General features: G+C 48.2%; 16 protein-coding genes and 2 pseudogenes. 9 read left to right on the forward strand and 9 right to left on the reverse strand.

What is annotated here, in order from left to right; translation table 11 throughout:
- Positions 1-351: pseudogene (locus tag C7N83_RS00375) on the forward strand (BUD32 family EKC/KEOPS complex subunit); the annotation flags it as partial.
- 188 nt (positions 352-539) lie between these two features.
- Here C7N83_RS00375 and C7N83_RS00380 read toward each other — a convergent pair.
- Positions 540-665 (reverse strand): annotated as a pseudogene (locus C7N83_RS00380) (IS1595 family transposase); the annotation flags it as partial.
- A 155-nt stretch (positions 666-820) separates the two neighbouring features.
- Between C7N83_RS00380 and C7N83_RS00385 the strand changes: the two are divergent.
- The 6 genes from C7N83_RS00385 (at position 821) to C7N83_RS00410 (ending at position 6,109) form a co-directional block, all read left to right on the forward strand.
- Positions 821-1,780 (forward strand): acetyl-CoA carboxylase carboxyltransferase subunit alpha, encoded by a 960-nt coding sequence (locus C7N83_RS00385; RefSeq protein ID WP_106739802.1) that lies wholly within the window; start codon positions 821-823, stop codon positions 1,778-1,780.
- A 115-nt stretch (positions 1,781-1,895) separates the two neighbouring features.
- Complete coding sequence (gene tilS / locus C7N83_RS00390) at positions 1,896-3,281, forward strand: tRNA lysidine(34) synthetase TilS (protein ID WP_245911060.1); 1,386 nt, start codon at positions 1,896-1,898, stop codon at positions 3,279-3,281.
- Between the two features lie 56 nt (positions 3,282-3,337).
- Positions 3,338-3,937, forward strand: a complete 600-nt coding sequence (gene rpoE / locus C7N83_RS00395; RefSeq protein ID WP_106739805.1) for an RNA polymerase sigma factor RpoE — start codon at positions 3,338-3,340, stop codon at positions 3,935-3,937.
- A 5-nt stretch (positions 3,938-3,942) separates the two neighbouring features.
- Positions 3,943-4,527, forward strand: a complete 585-nt coding sequence (locus C7N83_RS00400; RefSeq protein WP_106739807.1) for a sigma-E factor negative regulatory protein — start codon at positions 3,943-3,945, stop codon at positions 4,525-4,527.
- A gap of 93 nt (positions 4,528-4,620) precedes the next feature.
- Positions 4,621-5,406, forward strand: a complete 786-nt coding sequence (locus tag C7N83_RS00405; RefSeq protein ID WP_106739894.1) for a TrmH family RNA methyltransferase — start codon at positions 4,621-4,623, stop codon at positions 5,404-5,406.
- Positions 5,407-5,446: 40 nt separating this feature from the next.
- Positions 5,447-6,109 (forward strand): YecA family protein, encoded by a 663-nt coding sequence (locus C7N83_RS00410; RefSeq protein WP_106739809.1) that lies wholly within the window; start codon positions 5,447-5,449, stop codon positions 6,107-6,109.
- Between the two features lie 55 nt (positions 6,110-6,164).
- Here the strand turns inward: C7N83_RS00410 and C7N83_RS00415 are convergent, their stop codons facing one another.
- From C7N83_RS00415 to C7N83_RS00435, 5 genes are all read right to left on the reverse strand, one after another.
- Complete coding sequence (locus C7N83_RS00415; protein WP_106739811.1) at positions 6,165-6,653, reverse strand: DUF456 domain-containing protein; 489 nt, start codon at positions 6,651-6,653, stop codon at positions 6,165-6,167.
- Positions 6,654-6,931: 278 nt separating this feature from the next.
- Positions 6,932-7,894 carry a tRNA 2-thiocytidine(32) synthetase TtcA gene (gene ttcA / locus C7N83_RS00420; protein ID WP_106739812.1) on the reverse strand — a complete coding sequence of 321 codons (963 nt, stop codon included), beginning with the start codon at positions 7,892-7,894 and terminating at the stop codon, positions 6,932-6,934.
- Positions 7,895-8,009: 115 nt separating this feature from the next.
- A complete protein-coding gene (locus C7N83_RS00425; RefSeq protein ID WP_106739814.1) occupies positions 8,010-8,675 on the reverse strand; it encodes an alpha/beta hydrolase in 666 nt (221 codons plus the stop codon).
- Positions 8,676-8,726: 51 nt separating this feature from the next.
- Entirely contained in the window at positions 8,727-9,581 is an 855-nt protein-coding gene (gene lgt, locus C7N83_RS00430) for a prolipoprotein diacylglyceryl transferase (RefSeq protein ID WP_106739816.1), read from the reverse strand.
- Positions 9,582-9,667: 86 nt separating this feature from the next.
- A complete protein-coding gene (locus tag C7N83_RS00435) occupies positions 9,668-10,798 on the reverse strand; it encodes a M14 family metallopeptidase (protein ID WP_106739817.1) in 1,131 nt (376 codons plus the stop codon).
- 152 nt (positions 10,799-10,950) lie between these two features.
- Here C7N83_RS00435 and argB point away from each other — a divergent pair, with 152 nt between their 5' ends.
- Positions 10,951-11,844: an acetylglutamate kinase gene (argB, locus tag C7N83_RS00440; protein WP_106739819.1), complete on the forward strand. Its 894-nt coding sequence runs from the start codon at positions 10,951-10,953 to the stop codon at positions 11,842-11,844.
- 284 nt (positions 11,845-12,128) lie between these two features.
- Here the strand turns inward: argB and dinB are convergent, their stop codons facing one another.
- Complete coding sequence (gene dinB / locus C7N83_RS00445; RefSeq protein ID WP_106739821.1) at positions 12,129-13,187, reverse strand: DNA polymerase IV; 1,059 nt, start codon at positions 13,185-13,187, stop codon at positions 12,129-12,131.
- Between the two features lie 2 nt (positions 13,188-13,189).
- Here dinB and C7N83_RS16845 point away from each other — a divergent pair, with 2 nt between their 5' ends.
- Positions 13,190-13,540 carry a hypothetical protein gene (locus C7N83_RS16845; RefSeq protein ID WP_106739822.1) on the forward strand — a complete coding sequence of 117 codons (351 nt, stop codon included), beginning with the start codon at positions 13,190-13,192 and terminating at the stop codon, positions 13,538-13,540.
- A gap of 41 nt (positions 13,541-13,581) precedes the next feature.
- Here the strand turns inward: C7N83_RS16845 and C7N83_RS00455 are convergent, their stop codons facing one another.
- Together C7N83_RS00455 and C7N83_RS00460 are read right to left on the reverse strand one after the other, a co-directional pair.
- Positions 13,582-14,064, reverse strand: a complete 483-nt coding sequence (locus tag C7N83_RS00455) for a GNAT family N-acetyltransferase (protein WP_106739824.1) — start codon at positions 14,062-14,064, stop codon at positions 13,582-13,584.
- 130 nt (positions 14,065-14,194) lie between these two features.
- Positions 14,195-14,800 (reverse strand): inner membrane-spanning protein YciB, encoded by a 606-nt coding sequence (locus C7N83_RS00460; RefSeq protein WP_106739826.1) that lies wholly within the window; start codon positions 14,798-14,800, stop codon positions 14,195-14,197.
- Positions 14,801-14,828 lie beyond the last annotated feature (28 nt).

Consider the following 14,828-nt stretch of genomic DNA (forward strand, 5'->3'; position numbering starts at 1 on the left):
CAAGGCAGGCGGGTGGGTTTTATTGATTTTGAAGACAATCCTGCCGCTGCATTGGATATTATCCAATGCCAAAGTCGCGATTGGCTGTGTTACCTGCAATCGACGCTGCTGATATTACAGCGGCAAAACTTGCTGGCCAAAGCCCTGCCTTTGTGGCAGAAATGCTTTGCCCGCCAGCCCCAGGCAGTACAAGAAGCAGTCCAACAAGGTTTGCGTCCTATTTCATGGATGCGCAGGCTGAAGGCTTCATTTTGGGGGCGGGATACCCTGCAATTAGCGGCATTGGCACGATTTTTGACTATGGTAAACACACAGGCTGACAAACCTGCCTCTGTCCGTATGCCTGTCTGAAAGTATCAGAACAACACAGTTCGGACAGGTATAGGCTGCCGCCTTTGTCTAAACTTAAAACACAATGCCTGTCTGAACACCACACCTCTTTCAGGCAAGCATTTACAGGTTTAATTTGTTGTAAAGCAAAGCGGTGGGTTGTAATCCGTGCAGAAAAGAAAGAAGGTTTAAGCCTGCGTAGATTAGCCCTAACTTCCGCACCATTTCTGCAAAATTCCCAGCTGCTCTTGTGGTATGCCGAAGTTAAAGTGAGCCCTGTATTTTTTCAAGAACAATGGAAAAGATTTTCTATCAATCCCGCTATATTTTCGTAGGGTGTATCTATACTAAAAACGAATCAGGCCGTCTGAAAATCGTGGGAAAGTCTTGATTTTTCTCAAATGCTGCATATTTTTTATGCAAACTACTGCTAAAATTGCCCGATTAGCGTATGATTGCGGCAGAATCTTATTCGTGAGAGCTTCATTGTATGAAACCTGTTTTTTTAGATTTTGAACAACCTATTGCTGAGCTGACCAACAAAATTGACGAACTGCGCTTCGTTCAAGGTGGGTCGGCTGTCGATATTTCAGACGAAATTTCCCGCCTGCAAAAGAAAAGCAATGATTTAACCAAATCTATTTTCAATAAACTGACACCTGCCCAGATTTCCCAGGTTTCGCGTCACCCGCAGCGTCCTTATACCTTAGATTACGTCAAGGCGATTTTTACCGATTTTGAAGAATTGCATGGCGACCGTCATTTTGCCGACGATTATGCGATTGTCGGCGGTTTGGCACGTTTCAACGGTCAAAGCGTGATGGTCATTGGCCATCAAAAAGGGCGTGATACCAAAGAAAAAATCCGCCGTAATTTTGGTATGCCGCGTCCGGAAGGTTACCGCAAAGCCTTACGCTTGATGCAAACCGCCGAGAAATTCGGTTTGCCGGTGATGACTTTTGTCGATACGCCGGGGGCTTACCCGGGAATTGGTGCGGAAGAGCGCGGTCAATCAGAAGCCATCGGCCGTAATTTGTACGAATTGACCCGTTTGCGTGTGCCGGTCATCTGTACCATCATCGGTGAAGGCGGTTCGGGCGGAGCATTGGCCATTGCCGTGGGTGATTATATCAATATGCTGCAATACTCAACTTATTCGGTGATTTCACCTGAAGGCTGCGCTTCGATTTTATGGAAAACCGCCGAAAAAGCCGCTGATGCCGCTCAAGCCTTGGGTATTACTGCCAAGCGTTTGGAAGAGTTGGGTTTAATCGACCGCATTATTGATGAGCCTTTGGGCGGTGCACACCGTAATATGGGAGCGGTGATGTTGAGCGTAAAGCATGTTTTGGAAGAACAATTGCGTGATGCGCAAAGCATTCCGATGTCGGATTTGTTGTCGCGCCGTTTTGACCGCATTATGGCATACGGTAAATTTGTCGAGAAATAATTTTCCGCCACCGCGATAACTGTTCAAACAAGCAGGCCTGCGCCTGCTTGTTTTTCTATTGTAGGCCGAGACCTTTGAAAATCTCCAGATTTGAGTGCAGTTCAAAGTGGTAAAAGTGTCAATAACCCAGCCTTTTCCACCTCTCGCGCCGTCTGAAAACGAAGGACAGAAAATGGATTTATTGGCTTTTCTGGAAGCCGAATTGCCTAAGCAAACCGACGAATTGGGTATTGAAGTCGGTTTGAGCGGCGGATTGGATTCGGTCGTCTTGCTGCATTTGTTGGCATGTTTGCGCGATAGGAAAAATTTCAAACTCAACGCCGTGCATGTTCATCACGGTTTAAGCCCGTTTGCCGATGATTGGGCTGATTTTTGTCAAACACTATGTGACAGGCTGAATATCGGTTTGCGTATTGTCAAAGTAGAGATTCATACCAAAGGAAAAGGCATTGAAGCTGCGGCAAGAACTGAACGTTACCGTGTATTTTCAGACGGCCTGAACCAAATTTTGGCTTTGGCGCATCATCAAAACGACCAAATCGAAACCTTTATGCTCGGTGTTGCCCGAGGCGGCGGAGTGCGTGCATTGGCGTCGATGCCCAAATGGCGGGCTTTAACCGAAGACATCAAAATTTGGCGGCCGCTTTTAGAAATTCAGAAGGCGACGTTAGAGCAATATGCCGCCGAACACGGATTGGCTTATGTTTCAGACGAAAGTAATCAGGATACCGGCTACCTGCGCAACTGGGTTCGCCACGATGCTTTGCCGCAATGGCAGCGACAAGTCCCGAATATCAATCAACAAATTTTGGCCAATGTGCGCAGCATTCAAGATGATTTAGCTTTGTTGGAAGAAATTACGCTGGATGATTACCACCATATTCTTTCAGACGGCCTGTTTCATGTTGCAAAATGGCGTAATTTGAGTGAATTGCGCCGCCGCCGTGTGCTGCATTATTTTTTTCAGGCTAACGAAATCCGTTTGCCGTCGTACAAGACTTTATCGGATATGGCTAGAATTTTACTGGAAGCTCAGTCTGCACAATGGCAGTTTGACGGTAAAACCATCAGTTATTATCGGAGTATGTTGTATGTAGGCCGGTCGGAAACAGAGGATTATCCTTGGTTGTGCCATACGGTTATTCAAGGCCGTCTGAAAGATATTTTGTTGGCAAACGGGTTTACCTTAAAGCCACATCATTTTGGGTTGAGCGAACAGACGTTGATGAATGTGGGAATCGTTCGCAAAATGACAAATAATGATGTTATAAAGTTAGAGATTGGACACAAATCAACTAAGAAAATGTTGCAAGAATGCCATGTTTTGCCGTCTGTAAGGAAAATTTGGCCGATTATCACAAACGCCGATAACATATGTCTGGCAATTGCTAATCTCAAGATCAATCAGGATTTTCGGGCTGTTGACGGATTTTTACCTGTTTACGAGCCATTGACGGAACATATTACGGAACTAAATCCCACCAAAAATGTCATAAAATAGCACAGCACGCTTTGCTATTTTATGACTTATAATGTAGTTACATAAAAGGTTAAATAATGAATGATCGCCAGATCGATCAAATGCTGGTAGAGCGCGCGCAAAAAGGCGAACAAAAGGCGTTTGAAATGTTGATGACAAAATATCAACGCCGATTAATCAGATTGATTTCACGTTTTGTTAAAGATGAGCATGAAGTAAACGATGTTACGCAGGAGGCCATGATTCGGGCTTATCGCGCGTTACCGAATTTTCGTGGCGAAAGCGCGTTTTATACATGGTTGTACCGCATCGGTATCAACACAGCAAAGAATTTTTTAGTCACTTCAGGAAAGCGGCCGTTTATCAGTTCAGAAGCTGCGAACGAAGAAGGCGATGTTCTTGATTTGGCAGATCAGATTGCGGACTACCACACGCCGGAAGCTGAGATGATGAATCGTGAAATTTTACAGACTGTTGAGGCAGCCATTTCGAATCTGCCCGATGATTTACGGAAAGCCATTTCATTACGGGAAATGGAGGGACTGTCTTACGAGGAAATTGCTCAGATTATGAGGTGTCCGATAGGAACTGTTCGCTCGCGTATTTTCCGGGCGCGCGAAGTCATTGCAAAAGACTTAAGACCATTATTGGATACTGCCGAAAACCAAAGGTGGTAAGGAAAATGACAACAATAAACGAGAAATTCGAATATATATCCATTGTAATGGACGACGAAAATTTATCCGACGAAATTGTGGATAAATTATTAGCTGATGATGAAGCCGGCCGGAAATGGTATGAATATCATTTAATCAGCGACTGCATGAAACAGCAGGCAGTAGGACGCGATGCCGATTTCATGCAAAGCGAAATGTTTACAGCCGCCTTGGCTGAAATCAGTCGCGAACATCAGGCTGATTATGCGGCCAATATCTCAAAGACAACGATGCAGCAGTCCAAAGCAGCCAATAGTCATGCAGTCAGAGGGTTTGCTGTGGCCGCCAGTTTGGCTGCCGTAGCTGTGTCCGTGTGGCAATTCTGGCCGCAAACCGATGGTCGGCAGATGTCGCCGTCGGCCGTGGTTGAGAAAGCCCGGCTGCACCAGATTGATCAAAACATCGTTCCTGTTCGTGGAGCGGCAGAAAGCAAAGCTGCTTCGGATGTAGTGGTACCGAATGCTGCCAAGCAATTACCGGCACAACAAAGCACAGTTCATGTTGAAAGCCAAACAGGCGCGGCGAACCGACCGAAAGAAATTGTTCAATAACCCAGCAAGCCTTTACATTATGCCATTATGTAAAGGCTTTTTTATTTTCAGACGGCCCCACTTTGCCGTCTAAAAGCAGATATAATGCACAGCATGAAACTGATTACTTCTGCCCAAAACGAACAGCTCAAACATTTATCCAAGCTGCTTTCCCAATCCAAAGTGCGCCGCCAATGCCGACAAACCGTATTGGAAGGTATGCATTTGCTGCAAAGCTATCTTGAATCCGGCGGTAAACCTGTGCGGGTTTATCTGCCCGAATCCAAAGCCAATCATCACGAAATCCGCCAAATTGTCGGGCAGATTCCGGTAGGTTTGACGACTTGGGTCAGTGATGAAGCCTTATCTAAAATCACCAGCCTGACCGATTCCGATGATGTCATGACGCTGATTGACATTCCACACGAGCAAGCTTGGCCACAGCAAGGCGATTGTGTGGTGTTGCAATGCGTACAAGACCCGGGCAATGTCGGCACCATTATCCGCAGTGCAGCCGCCTGCGGTATGCCGCATCTGATACTCAGCCAAGAGAGCGCAGACGTGTGGTCACCTAAAGTGTTGCGTGCCGGAATGGGGGCGCATTTTCTGCTCAAAATTTACAGTCGTGTCCCGATGGCGCGATGGCTAGCCGGATATCAGGATACGGTTTTGGCCACTGCGTTGGGTGAACACAATAATTTTAATCTTTATGAAATAAATTTGTGTGAACCGGCTGCATGGATATTCGGCAACGAAGGCAGCGGGGTTAGCACGGAAGTATTGGAAAAAGTAAGCGCCGGCGTAAAAATTCCGATGCAGGGGCAGACTGAATCATTGAATGTCGCAATGGCGGCAACCATCTGCCTGTTTGAGCAGATGCGCCAGAGAATGAACGCTTAAACGGCCAAGGCCGTCTGAAAATATTGAAAAGGAACCATCCATGCAGGTAAGCGCTTTTGACAAAGCTTCACGCAACCGCTTGATTGAGTTACTCGATGTCAAATCACAGGAATACAACACCATGCGCTGCGACGAAGTCCAAGGTTTTATGATGGCTTTATTGAGCGGCCCTGATACGCTCAATCCAAATGACTGGCTGCCGGAAGTATTGGGTGACGAATCGTTGTTTGATGCCAAAGAGCGCACCGAAGTCGAGCGTCTGGTGTTAGCCTTAGCGATGGACATGCGCTGTCAATTGACGGATAAAAAGCTGCCGGACTTATGGCTTTATCAAGACGAAGCCGGCAATCCTGACTTCTATACATGGTGTAATGCCTATCTTTATGCTTTGGATGTGGTGCCAACCGATTGGTTTGAAGCGGTCAACCAAGAAGAATTTGAAGATTTGTTTTACCCGATTATGGCATTAGGGGGCATTTATGATGAGGAAGAAAACGGCGAAGTCATTCTGCATCTGACCGACAAAGAATTGACCGCGCTGGAATCAGACCTGCCGCATGTTTTGCTGGATATTTACAGTTATTGGCAAGCCGTCATCAACAAACCGCAAACCGTGCGCTGCGATGGCGGTAAAATCGGCCGAAACGATCCTTGTCCTTGCGACAGCGGTAAGAAATACAAAGCCTGTTGCGGTAAAAACTGATTAGTTGAGTCGTACAAGGCAGTCTGAATATTTCAGACTGCCTTTGTTTGTTTGATTAAAACAGGCTGATTATCCATACGGTGAATAAAGTTAATACAATTGTCAGCGCGCAGCCGACTTTGGCAACCGTACCGATGATGAAACCGATAAAGGTGCCGATACTCACTTTTCCTGCCTGCCACATGTCTTTGCGGGTAAGGAATTCTCCGGTACCCGCGCCCAGCAAAGGGCCCAATAATAATCCCGGCAAGCCGAAAAATGCGCCAAAGACACCGCCGAAAAATGCGCCCCAAATGGCCAGTCTGCTGGCGCCAGTGTATTTTGCACCGAGCATACCTGCCACATAGTCCATTGCCATGCCGGTAACGGCCACAATACCTAAAAACACCAGCGTGGTGGTGCCGAAAATCTGATAATCGTTGATATAAGCCAGTAGCCACGCGCCGCCGAACATCAGTCCCAAGCCTGGAATGGCGGGATAAATTGTGCCGAGTAAACCGATTAAAATCAATATTAAAGAGAGGGTAACCAATGTGGCGGTCATCAAAATTCCTTATGATATGGCGAATAATCTCTAAGCTGGGAGGGAGAAGGTCCGTAGGGAGAAGGTCCGTCTTGCAACACTGCCTGTAACGTCGGCAGCCTGCCGACTGTTCTTAAATTCGAATTTAATTTACTGTAAATGTGCGTGTCCGGACGGTCTCATGCCGGATGCTATTGTAGGGCAAACCGTTGTGCTGCGGGTTAATGCTTTGCAAAGATATCAAAATCCGGGCAAACAGCTGCCCGGATTTTGATATTCAGCCGTTTCAGACAGCATGGTCAAGCATTGCAGTTTTTCGGTTTGGTTGCAAGAATATTAATGACTTTACGGCTTGGTTTTTCCGATTCGATTTTGATTTCACTTTCATTTTCATCATTCGGACTGTCTGCAAAACGTTCGGGCACGGTTTCGCTGTCAAAAGCCAAATCACCGCCGTGTTTCAAGGTTTGGCCGCGTTCCAAACCGGTGAAGTCGAATAATTCGGAATCGGCCAAGTGTGAAGGCACCACGTTTTGCAGCGCAGAAAACATCGATTCAAGGCGGCCGGGGAAGCGTTTGTCCCAATCGCGCAGCATGTCGCCGATGACTTGGCGTTGCAGGTCCGGCTGAGAGCCGCACAAGTTGCACGGAATAATTGGAAATTGTTTTAATTCGGCATATTTAATCAGGTCTTTTTCCTTCACATACGCCAGCGGGCGAATCACGATGTGCTCGCCGTTGTCACTCACGAGTTTAGGCGGCATAGCTTTAAGTTTGCCGCCGTAAAACATGTTCAGAAACATAGTGGCCAAAATATCGTCGCGGTGGTGGCCGAGCGCGATTTTGGTGCAGCCCAATTCTTTTGCAGTACGGTAGAGAATGCCGCGGCGCAGACGGCTGCACAGCGAACAGGTGGTCTTGCCTTCTTCCAGCACGCGCTTCACGGTGGAATAAGTGTCTTCTTCGACGATTTTATAGTCGATGCCTATGCTTTGCAGGTACTCGGGCAACACATGCTCGGGAAAACCGGGTTGTTTCTGGTCAAGATTGACCGCCACCAAGTCGAATTCAACCGGTGCGCTGGTTTGAAGCTGGCGCAAAATATCCAAGAGCGAGTAGCTGTCTTTGCCTCCCGACAGACACACCATAATCTTGTCACCCGGCTCAATCATGTTGAAATCATTGATGGCCGCGCCAACGGCATGGCGCAGGCGTTTGTTGAGTTTATTGTTTTCTAATTCTTGTTTGTTTTTTTGGGACATGGTTCTATGAGGGAATAAGGGAACATTCAAGCGCATATTTTAACCTGAAACTGCTTTTTAATGTCTTAATACATGCGAATGGTTAGGCCGTCTGAAATTTCAGACGGCCTAACCATTAATCCAGTAAATACGCTACTGCCTTGGCCATTCTTTGGGGCACTTGTTCGAAATGGCCGCCCTTATTGAGCTCAAACGTGCTGCAGATGCCTTGCCGCTGCCAGTTGGACTGCGTAACGCGTGTCGCATTTTCCACAATACTTATGCGCGGATTTTTATTGTTTTTCTCTCTGTCACCAACCGAAAAATACGCTTTTTGCGGTGGTGTTTGCAGAGTCTGTTCCGCTACAAACTCCATCCAGCCATCAAACCACAGCGAACCGGAAACCGATCCAATGCGGCTGAAAGAGGTGGTGCGGTAAGCCGAATATGCCGCAAACAGGCCGCTCAAGGAATAGCCGGTTAAGGCCCTCCATTGTGGTTGTAAAGAAAAGTGTTTGCTCACTTCAGGCAAAACCGCATCGGTCAGCCAGCGTAAATACTTGTCTGCGCCACCGCTGAAGTCAGGGGTTTTTTTGAACGCAGCCGGCGCCTGCCAAGGCGTAAATGCGTATTCCCAATCTGGTTCGTCAATTGAGACCAAATTGGCCCGGCCTTCAATCAGAGCGGCCAGTCCGTCGGATTCTCCGCGGCTGAGAAAGGTTAGGAAAAGCGGCGAATCAGGTTGGCCGCCCAGATAAACCGAGACAGCTTTACCGTTGAGATTAAGAAAGTGTTTGTTCATAGGGATGGCCGTTAAAGAAAAGGCCGTCTGAATTGTTCAGACGGCAGCAAATTAGTTAATAGCGTTTTTTTTACCGAAATACACAAAACCAATCGCACCCGACACAATCATCGGCACGCTCAGCCATTGTCCCATAGATAAGCCCAAAGTCAGTAAGCCCAAGTAATCGTCAGGCTGGCGGGCGAATTCGGCGATGAAGCGGAAGAAACCGTAGCCGCCCAAGAACAGTGAAGCCACTTGTCCGGCAGGGCGCGGTTTTTTAGAAAACACCCATACCAAGATAAACAGGCAAATGCCTTCCAGCGCGAATTGGTAAAGTTGCGACGGATGGCGCGGCAGCATGCCGTATTGGCTGAACCATCCGGCCCATTGCGGATTGTGTGCCGCCGCTTCCATGTCTGCGTAGTGTGCTTGCGGAAAGCCCATTGCCCAAAAAGCGTCCGGGTCGGTCACGCGGCCCCACAGTTCGCCGTTGATGAAGTTGCCGATACGGCCTGAAGCCAAACCCGGCGGCACCAGCGGGGCAACGAAATCCATGGTTTTCAACACGCTGATGTTGTGTTTGCGGCTGAACAGCCACATTGCCGCCACCACGCCCAAAAATCCGCCGTGAAACGACATGCCGCCTTCCCACACTTTCAGCATGCTGATCGGGTCGGACAGATAGTCGAAGGGCTTGTAAAACAAAATATAGCCCAAGCGGCCGCCGAGAATCACGCCCAAAATACCCCACGTCAGAAAATCATCGAGCATTTCTTTAGTAAACAAGGTATGGCCCTGCGCAATACGGCGGCGGCCCAGCCAGATAAACAGCATGAAACCGACAATGTAGCTTAAGGCATACCAGCGGATGGACAAGGGGCCGATGCTGATGAGTACGGGGTCAAACTGGGGGTGAATAATCATAAAGAATCCTTAAATTACAGATAAAGGCCGTCTGAAAAAAGGCTTAACTTTCAGACGGCCTTTCAGACACGAAACCGTTAACATAATCAACGTAAATCGCCCGATACGTTCCAAATCGCCGACAACATCGCTTCGCCCAAACGCAGCGAACGTTGGCCGTTCCAGCCGAAGTCGTCGTCGGGCAGATTGTTGTTGTCTTTAAACGGCATTTCCAACGTGAAGGCCAAACATTTGAATTGTTCGCCCACCCATGGTGTCGCCATGCTCAGGTTGGCTTGGCCGGCTTTATCTTTCGGATAACCGATTTCATCTTGAAAGTCGGGGCTGGCAGCGAATAAAGCTCGTTTAAACTGCACTTCCAAAGCGGCAATGCGTCCGTTGTAGCCCGGAACGCCTTCGGTACCCGCCACGAATACAAACGGCAAACCTTCATCGCCATGAATGTCAAGGAACAAATCCACCCCGGTTTCGCGCATTTTTTCGCGCACGACATACACTTCGGGGCTGCGTTCCGGCGTCGGATTTTGCCATTCACGGTTCAAATTGGCACCGGCAGCATTGGTGCGCAGATTGCCCAGCACTGAGCCGTCGGGGTTCATGTTCGGGACGATGTAAAATGTCACACGGTCGAGCAGGGCACGTGCGGTCGGATCCTGCGGGTCGAGCAGGCGGCCTAAAAAGCCTTCGACAAACCATTCGGCCATGGTTTCGCCGGGGTGTTGGCGCGCAATGATCCATACTTTCAAATCGCTTTCGGCTTGGTTGCCGATGGTCAGCAGATTGACGTCTCGGCCTTGCACTGTGCAGCCCAAATCATCGATTTGGCACAAACCGCTGCCTTGCGCATCGCCCAGCAGGTTTAAATGCTGCTCGTGCGAATATGGTTCGAAATAGGCGTAATACACGCTGTTGGATAAGGGTGTGTGGTTGATGGTCAGCACGCCGTTTTCGTAACAGGTCGGCACACGGAACCAATTTTGACGGTCGTAGGAGGCGCAGGCTTGGTATTCTTTCCAGCCGTCGGGATAGGCTGCTTCTGCCGCATTATCGAAATGCATCACGCAATTTTGATACGCCGCGCCCTGCAGGCGGAAATAAAACCATTGTGCGAAATCGGCGGCATTGTCCGGACGCAGCGCCAGGCGGATATTGCCCGGCGTGCTCAAATCTTTCACAATCACGGAGCCGGCGTCAAATTGGGTGCTGATTTTCATCATGGGGGATTCCTGTGTGGAATAGAAGTTCGATAGCCCGTCATTCTAAAACATTTCAGGCAAATCATAAATCCTTTTACGTTTCAGCTTGTTTCAGACAGCCTTTGGTATTACTATTCAAAAAGTAAAATTGTTAACAATTAAAGAGTAGATTCATGACCGATGTAAAGCACATTCCGCCTGCTGATAAAGCCGCGATTTTATCCGAAGCCCTACCTTATATCCGCCGCTTTTCCGGCGCGACCATCGTAATTAAATACGGCGGCAACGCCATGACCGAACCTGCCTTGAAAGAAGGCTTTGCCCGTGACATCGTGCTGCTGAAGCTGGTGGGCATCAATCCCGTCATTGTACATGGCGGCGGCCCGCAGATTAACGGCATGCTCGAGCGCGTCGGCAAAGAAGGTACATTCATCCAAGGTATGCGTGTGACCGACAGTGAAACCATGGATATCGTGGAAATGGTGTTAGGCGGCCATGTAAATAAAGAAATCGTGTCGATGATTAATACCCACGGCGGCAAGGCGGTCGGCGTAACCGGCCGCGACGGCCACTTTATCAAAGCCAAAAAACTGCTGATTAACACGCCCGAAAATCCGGGTGTAGACATCGGCCAAGTCGGTGAAGTGGAAAGCATCGACACTACGCTGCTTCGAGGCTTAATCAACAACGGACAAATACCTGTGGTCGCCCCTATCGGTGTAGGAAAACGCGGCGAAGCGTTCAACATCAACGCCGACCTGGTGGCAGGTAAATTGGCTGAGGAACTCAACGCCGAAAAACTGCTGATGATGACCAATATCGCCGGCGTGCTCGATAAAGAAGGCAATCTCTTAACCAACCTGACGCCGAGCCGTATTGATGAATTGATTGCCGATGGTACGCTTTACGGTGGTATGCTGCCGAAAATCAGCTCGGCAGTGGAAGCCGCTGTCAACGGCGTAAAGGCGACCCACATCATCGACGGCCGCGTACCAAATGCCTTATTACTGGAAATCTTTACCGATTCCGGTATTGGTTCGATGATTTTAGGGGAAGGCAAAGCTTAAGTTAAATCAATAAGATTAAGGCCGTCTGAAAATTTCAGACGGCCTTTTGTATTTCAAACCATTGCTCGTGCAAACCACATTCTTTGCTGTCTTTGCTTTCTCATCGCCAACGCCCTGTGCGGATGTTTTCAGCTGCTTTCAATGAAGTCAGGGCGAGTGTTCCTTATTAATTATGTTATGTTTCAGACGGTTCTTGAATGGCTAAAAGGCCGTCTGAAAATTATTGTCATGTTGCTATTATCCGCCTGTCGGGTTATGAAAGGAAAAAATGCTTTTCTATTTCTTTATAACCAAAGCGGTTGCTGCTGGTTTCTCGGCAATAAGTGGCTGACCCCAATGCCGATTAAACGAAAAGTGTTTTCCGTTTGTGGCGGTACGCGTTTAACCAACGTGTGTGCGGCTTTGAGTAGGGCTTGGCTGTCGGGTAGCACCGAAGAATAAGTCAGTGAACGGGTAATAATGCGGAAATCATGGGTTTTAAGTTTAAGCGTTACGCCTTTGACATCGACATTTTTGCGCTGGATTTGCTGCCATAAATCTTCGGCCAAATGCGGTAAATGTTCTACTGTTTGCGCCAGCGACAAATCTTCCGGTAGTGTGATTTCGGTCGAAATCTGCAAACGCTCGCGGCTGGCCTTGACCGGCCGTTCATCGACACCGCGTGCCAAGTCGTAAAGGCGATAACCGTAGCGGCCGAAATGATTTAACAGCTCGCCGCGCTCGAAGCGGCGCAAGTCTCCGGCCGTCTGCATGCCCAGTCCCTGCATTTTTTTCAGTGTGACTTTGCCTACACCGGGTATTTTTCCCAGCGGCAGCGTTTCTAAAAAAGCATCGATTTTTTGCGGATGCAGCACAAATTGTCCGTTAGGCTTGCGCCAGTCGGACGCAATTTTAGCGAGAAATTTGTTGGGTGCAATGCCTGCCGAAGCGGTTAAACCCGTTTCAGTAAAAATTTCCGCGCGGATTTTTTCGGCGATTTCACTGGCGTAGCGCATATTTTTCTTGTTGACTGTTACGTCTAAATATGCTTCATCTAAAGAAAGCGGCTCAATTAAATCGGTATGCCGCCTGAAAATGGCATGAATCTGTGCCGATACTTGGCGGTATAGTTCAAAATGTGGCGGAATATAAATTGCCTGCGGACAAAGCCGTTTTGCCATCGCCACCGACATCGCTGAGTGCAAACCGAATTGCCTCGCTTCATAAGAAGCCGCACAAATCACCGAGCGCGTGCCTTCCCAAGCCACAACAATGGGTTTGCCTTTCAGGTGGGGCTGTTCGCGTAATTCTACCGAAGCGTAGAACGCGTCCATATCGATATGGATGATTTTGCGGTCGGACATAGATGAGTGAACAGATAAAAAACAGGATTTTAGCGGAAAATAGATACGAAAAGCCATCTGAACATATAAATCCATGTTCAGGCGGCTTTTCTTTCAGTTTAAATCAGCAAAGTTTATTTGTTAGGCGCCAGCTGATCCGCCAAACCGCCGTCGGCACAATATTTCTCTATGATTTCTTCCCAAGTACCGAATTTTTCATTTGGGGTGAAAGTTTCGATGGCCGGTACGTCGGCATTGCTCGGGCGCAGCTAGGCGTTTGGCGGCCAATTCTTGTGTCTGTTTGCGCCACAGGTATTTCGGATATTCTTTGGTTTAATCATATCGTTTTGGCTGACCTTCAGTGTCAAGCTTAACAAACAAGCCGTCTGAAAAATTTCAGACGGCTTGATAACTGCTACACATATTTGCGCATTAATTCACATTTGACTTTGACCCGTTCATTCAAAGGCAGCACCGCTTCGCCCAAGGATTTGTAGCCGTTTAAGCGGTAAAAAGGCACTGAATTGAGAGAGGCGTAGAGCTTTAAGAAACTCAAACCTGCGTTATGCGCCAATTCTTCGGCACGCTGTAACAATGCAGTACCTAAGCCTTGGTTGTGTACCAAGGGATGCACATACAGCGCGTCAAGCTGCGCTTCTTTAAAATCAACTTGGAAAAAGCCTTGAATCGCGTCGCGGTATTCCACTACCCACAAAGCCTTGGCTTTGTCGGCTATGGTGGCATGATAGCTTTCCATGCCGAGCAATTCTTCCCATGCCTGCAACACGCATTCATTGTAGCTTTGGATACAGGTATATTGTACGGCATGCAGATGCGCACTATGAATGAAAGGGCAGTCTTTTTCAGTAGCGGGGCGGAGTACGGTGAGAAGGTTCATGGCAGTATCCACATTAGAGCTTTGGGGCCTTCCAAGACAAAAGCCGTCTGAAAAACCAACAATCGGGTTTGTGATTATAGCAGCAATACAGCGTGTTCAGACGGGTTGTTGCCGGAAATTTCCGGCTCAATTACTCGCTTTTAAAATGCTTGCGCAATACGAAAAACATGATACCTATACAGCTGAACATCACAATCAAATCGCCGAATGCGGTGAATTCACCCCAATATTTGCCGTCTGCAAACATAAAGGCGAAAAAAGCATGCAGCGTAGCGAGCAAGAAAAACATCCCTGCCCACGCCCAATTAAGTTTTTTCCAGCCGTCAGGCGAAAGTACCAATACAGAATCAAACATTTTTTGCACGGCAGCGCGGCGGTCGCTGAAGAAAAGAGGTGAAATCAGCATGCCTGCGCCGAATGCGGCATTCAACAACACGGCTTTCAGGCGAATATAGTAGTCGTCGCTCAACGCCAGCGTCACCCCTCCGAATACCACAGTCATGGCTAAGACAAACCATTGCTGACGCGCCAAACGGAATTTCTGTTTCACCAATTGATAGCCGTACATCAGCACGGTGGCAATAATCAAACCGGCAGTAGCGGCTAAAACGTGATTGTTGCCACTGCCTGCCGCGCCGGTGAGTTGCAGCAGAGGGTGGTTGGTGTCGGTTGGTTCGACGGTTTTATAAAGGTAGAAAAAAACAATCAGGGGCAGGAAATCAAGTAAGGCTTTCATGAGCGTTCAGATTAGAGGAACGGCCTGC

It is taken from the genome of Neisseria iguanae, from assembly GCF_003013245.1.
Classification (GTDB): Bacteria; Pseudomonadota; Gammaproteobacteria; order Burkholderiales; family Neisseriaceae; genus Neisseria; species Neisseria iguanae.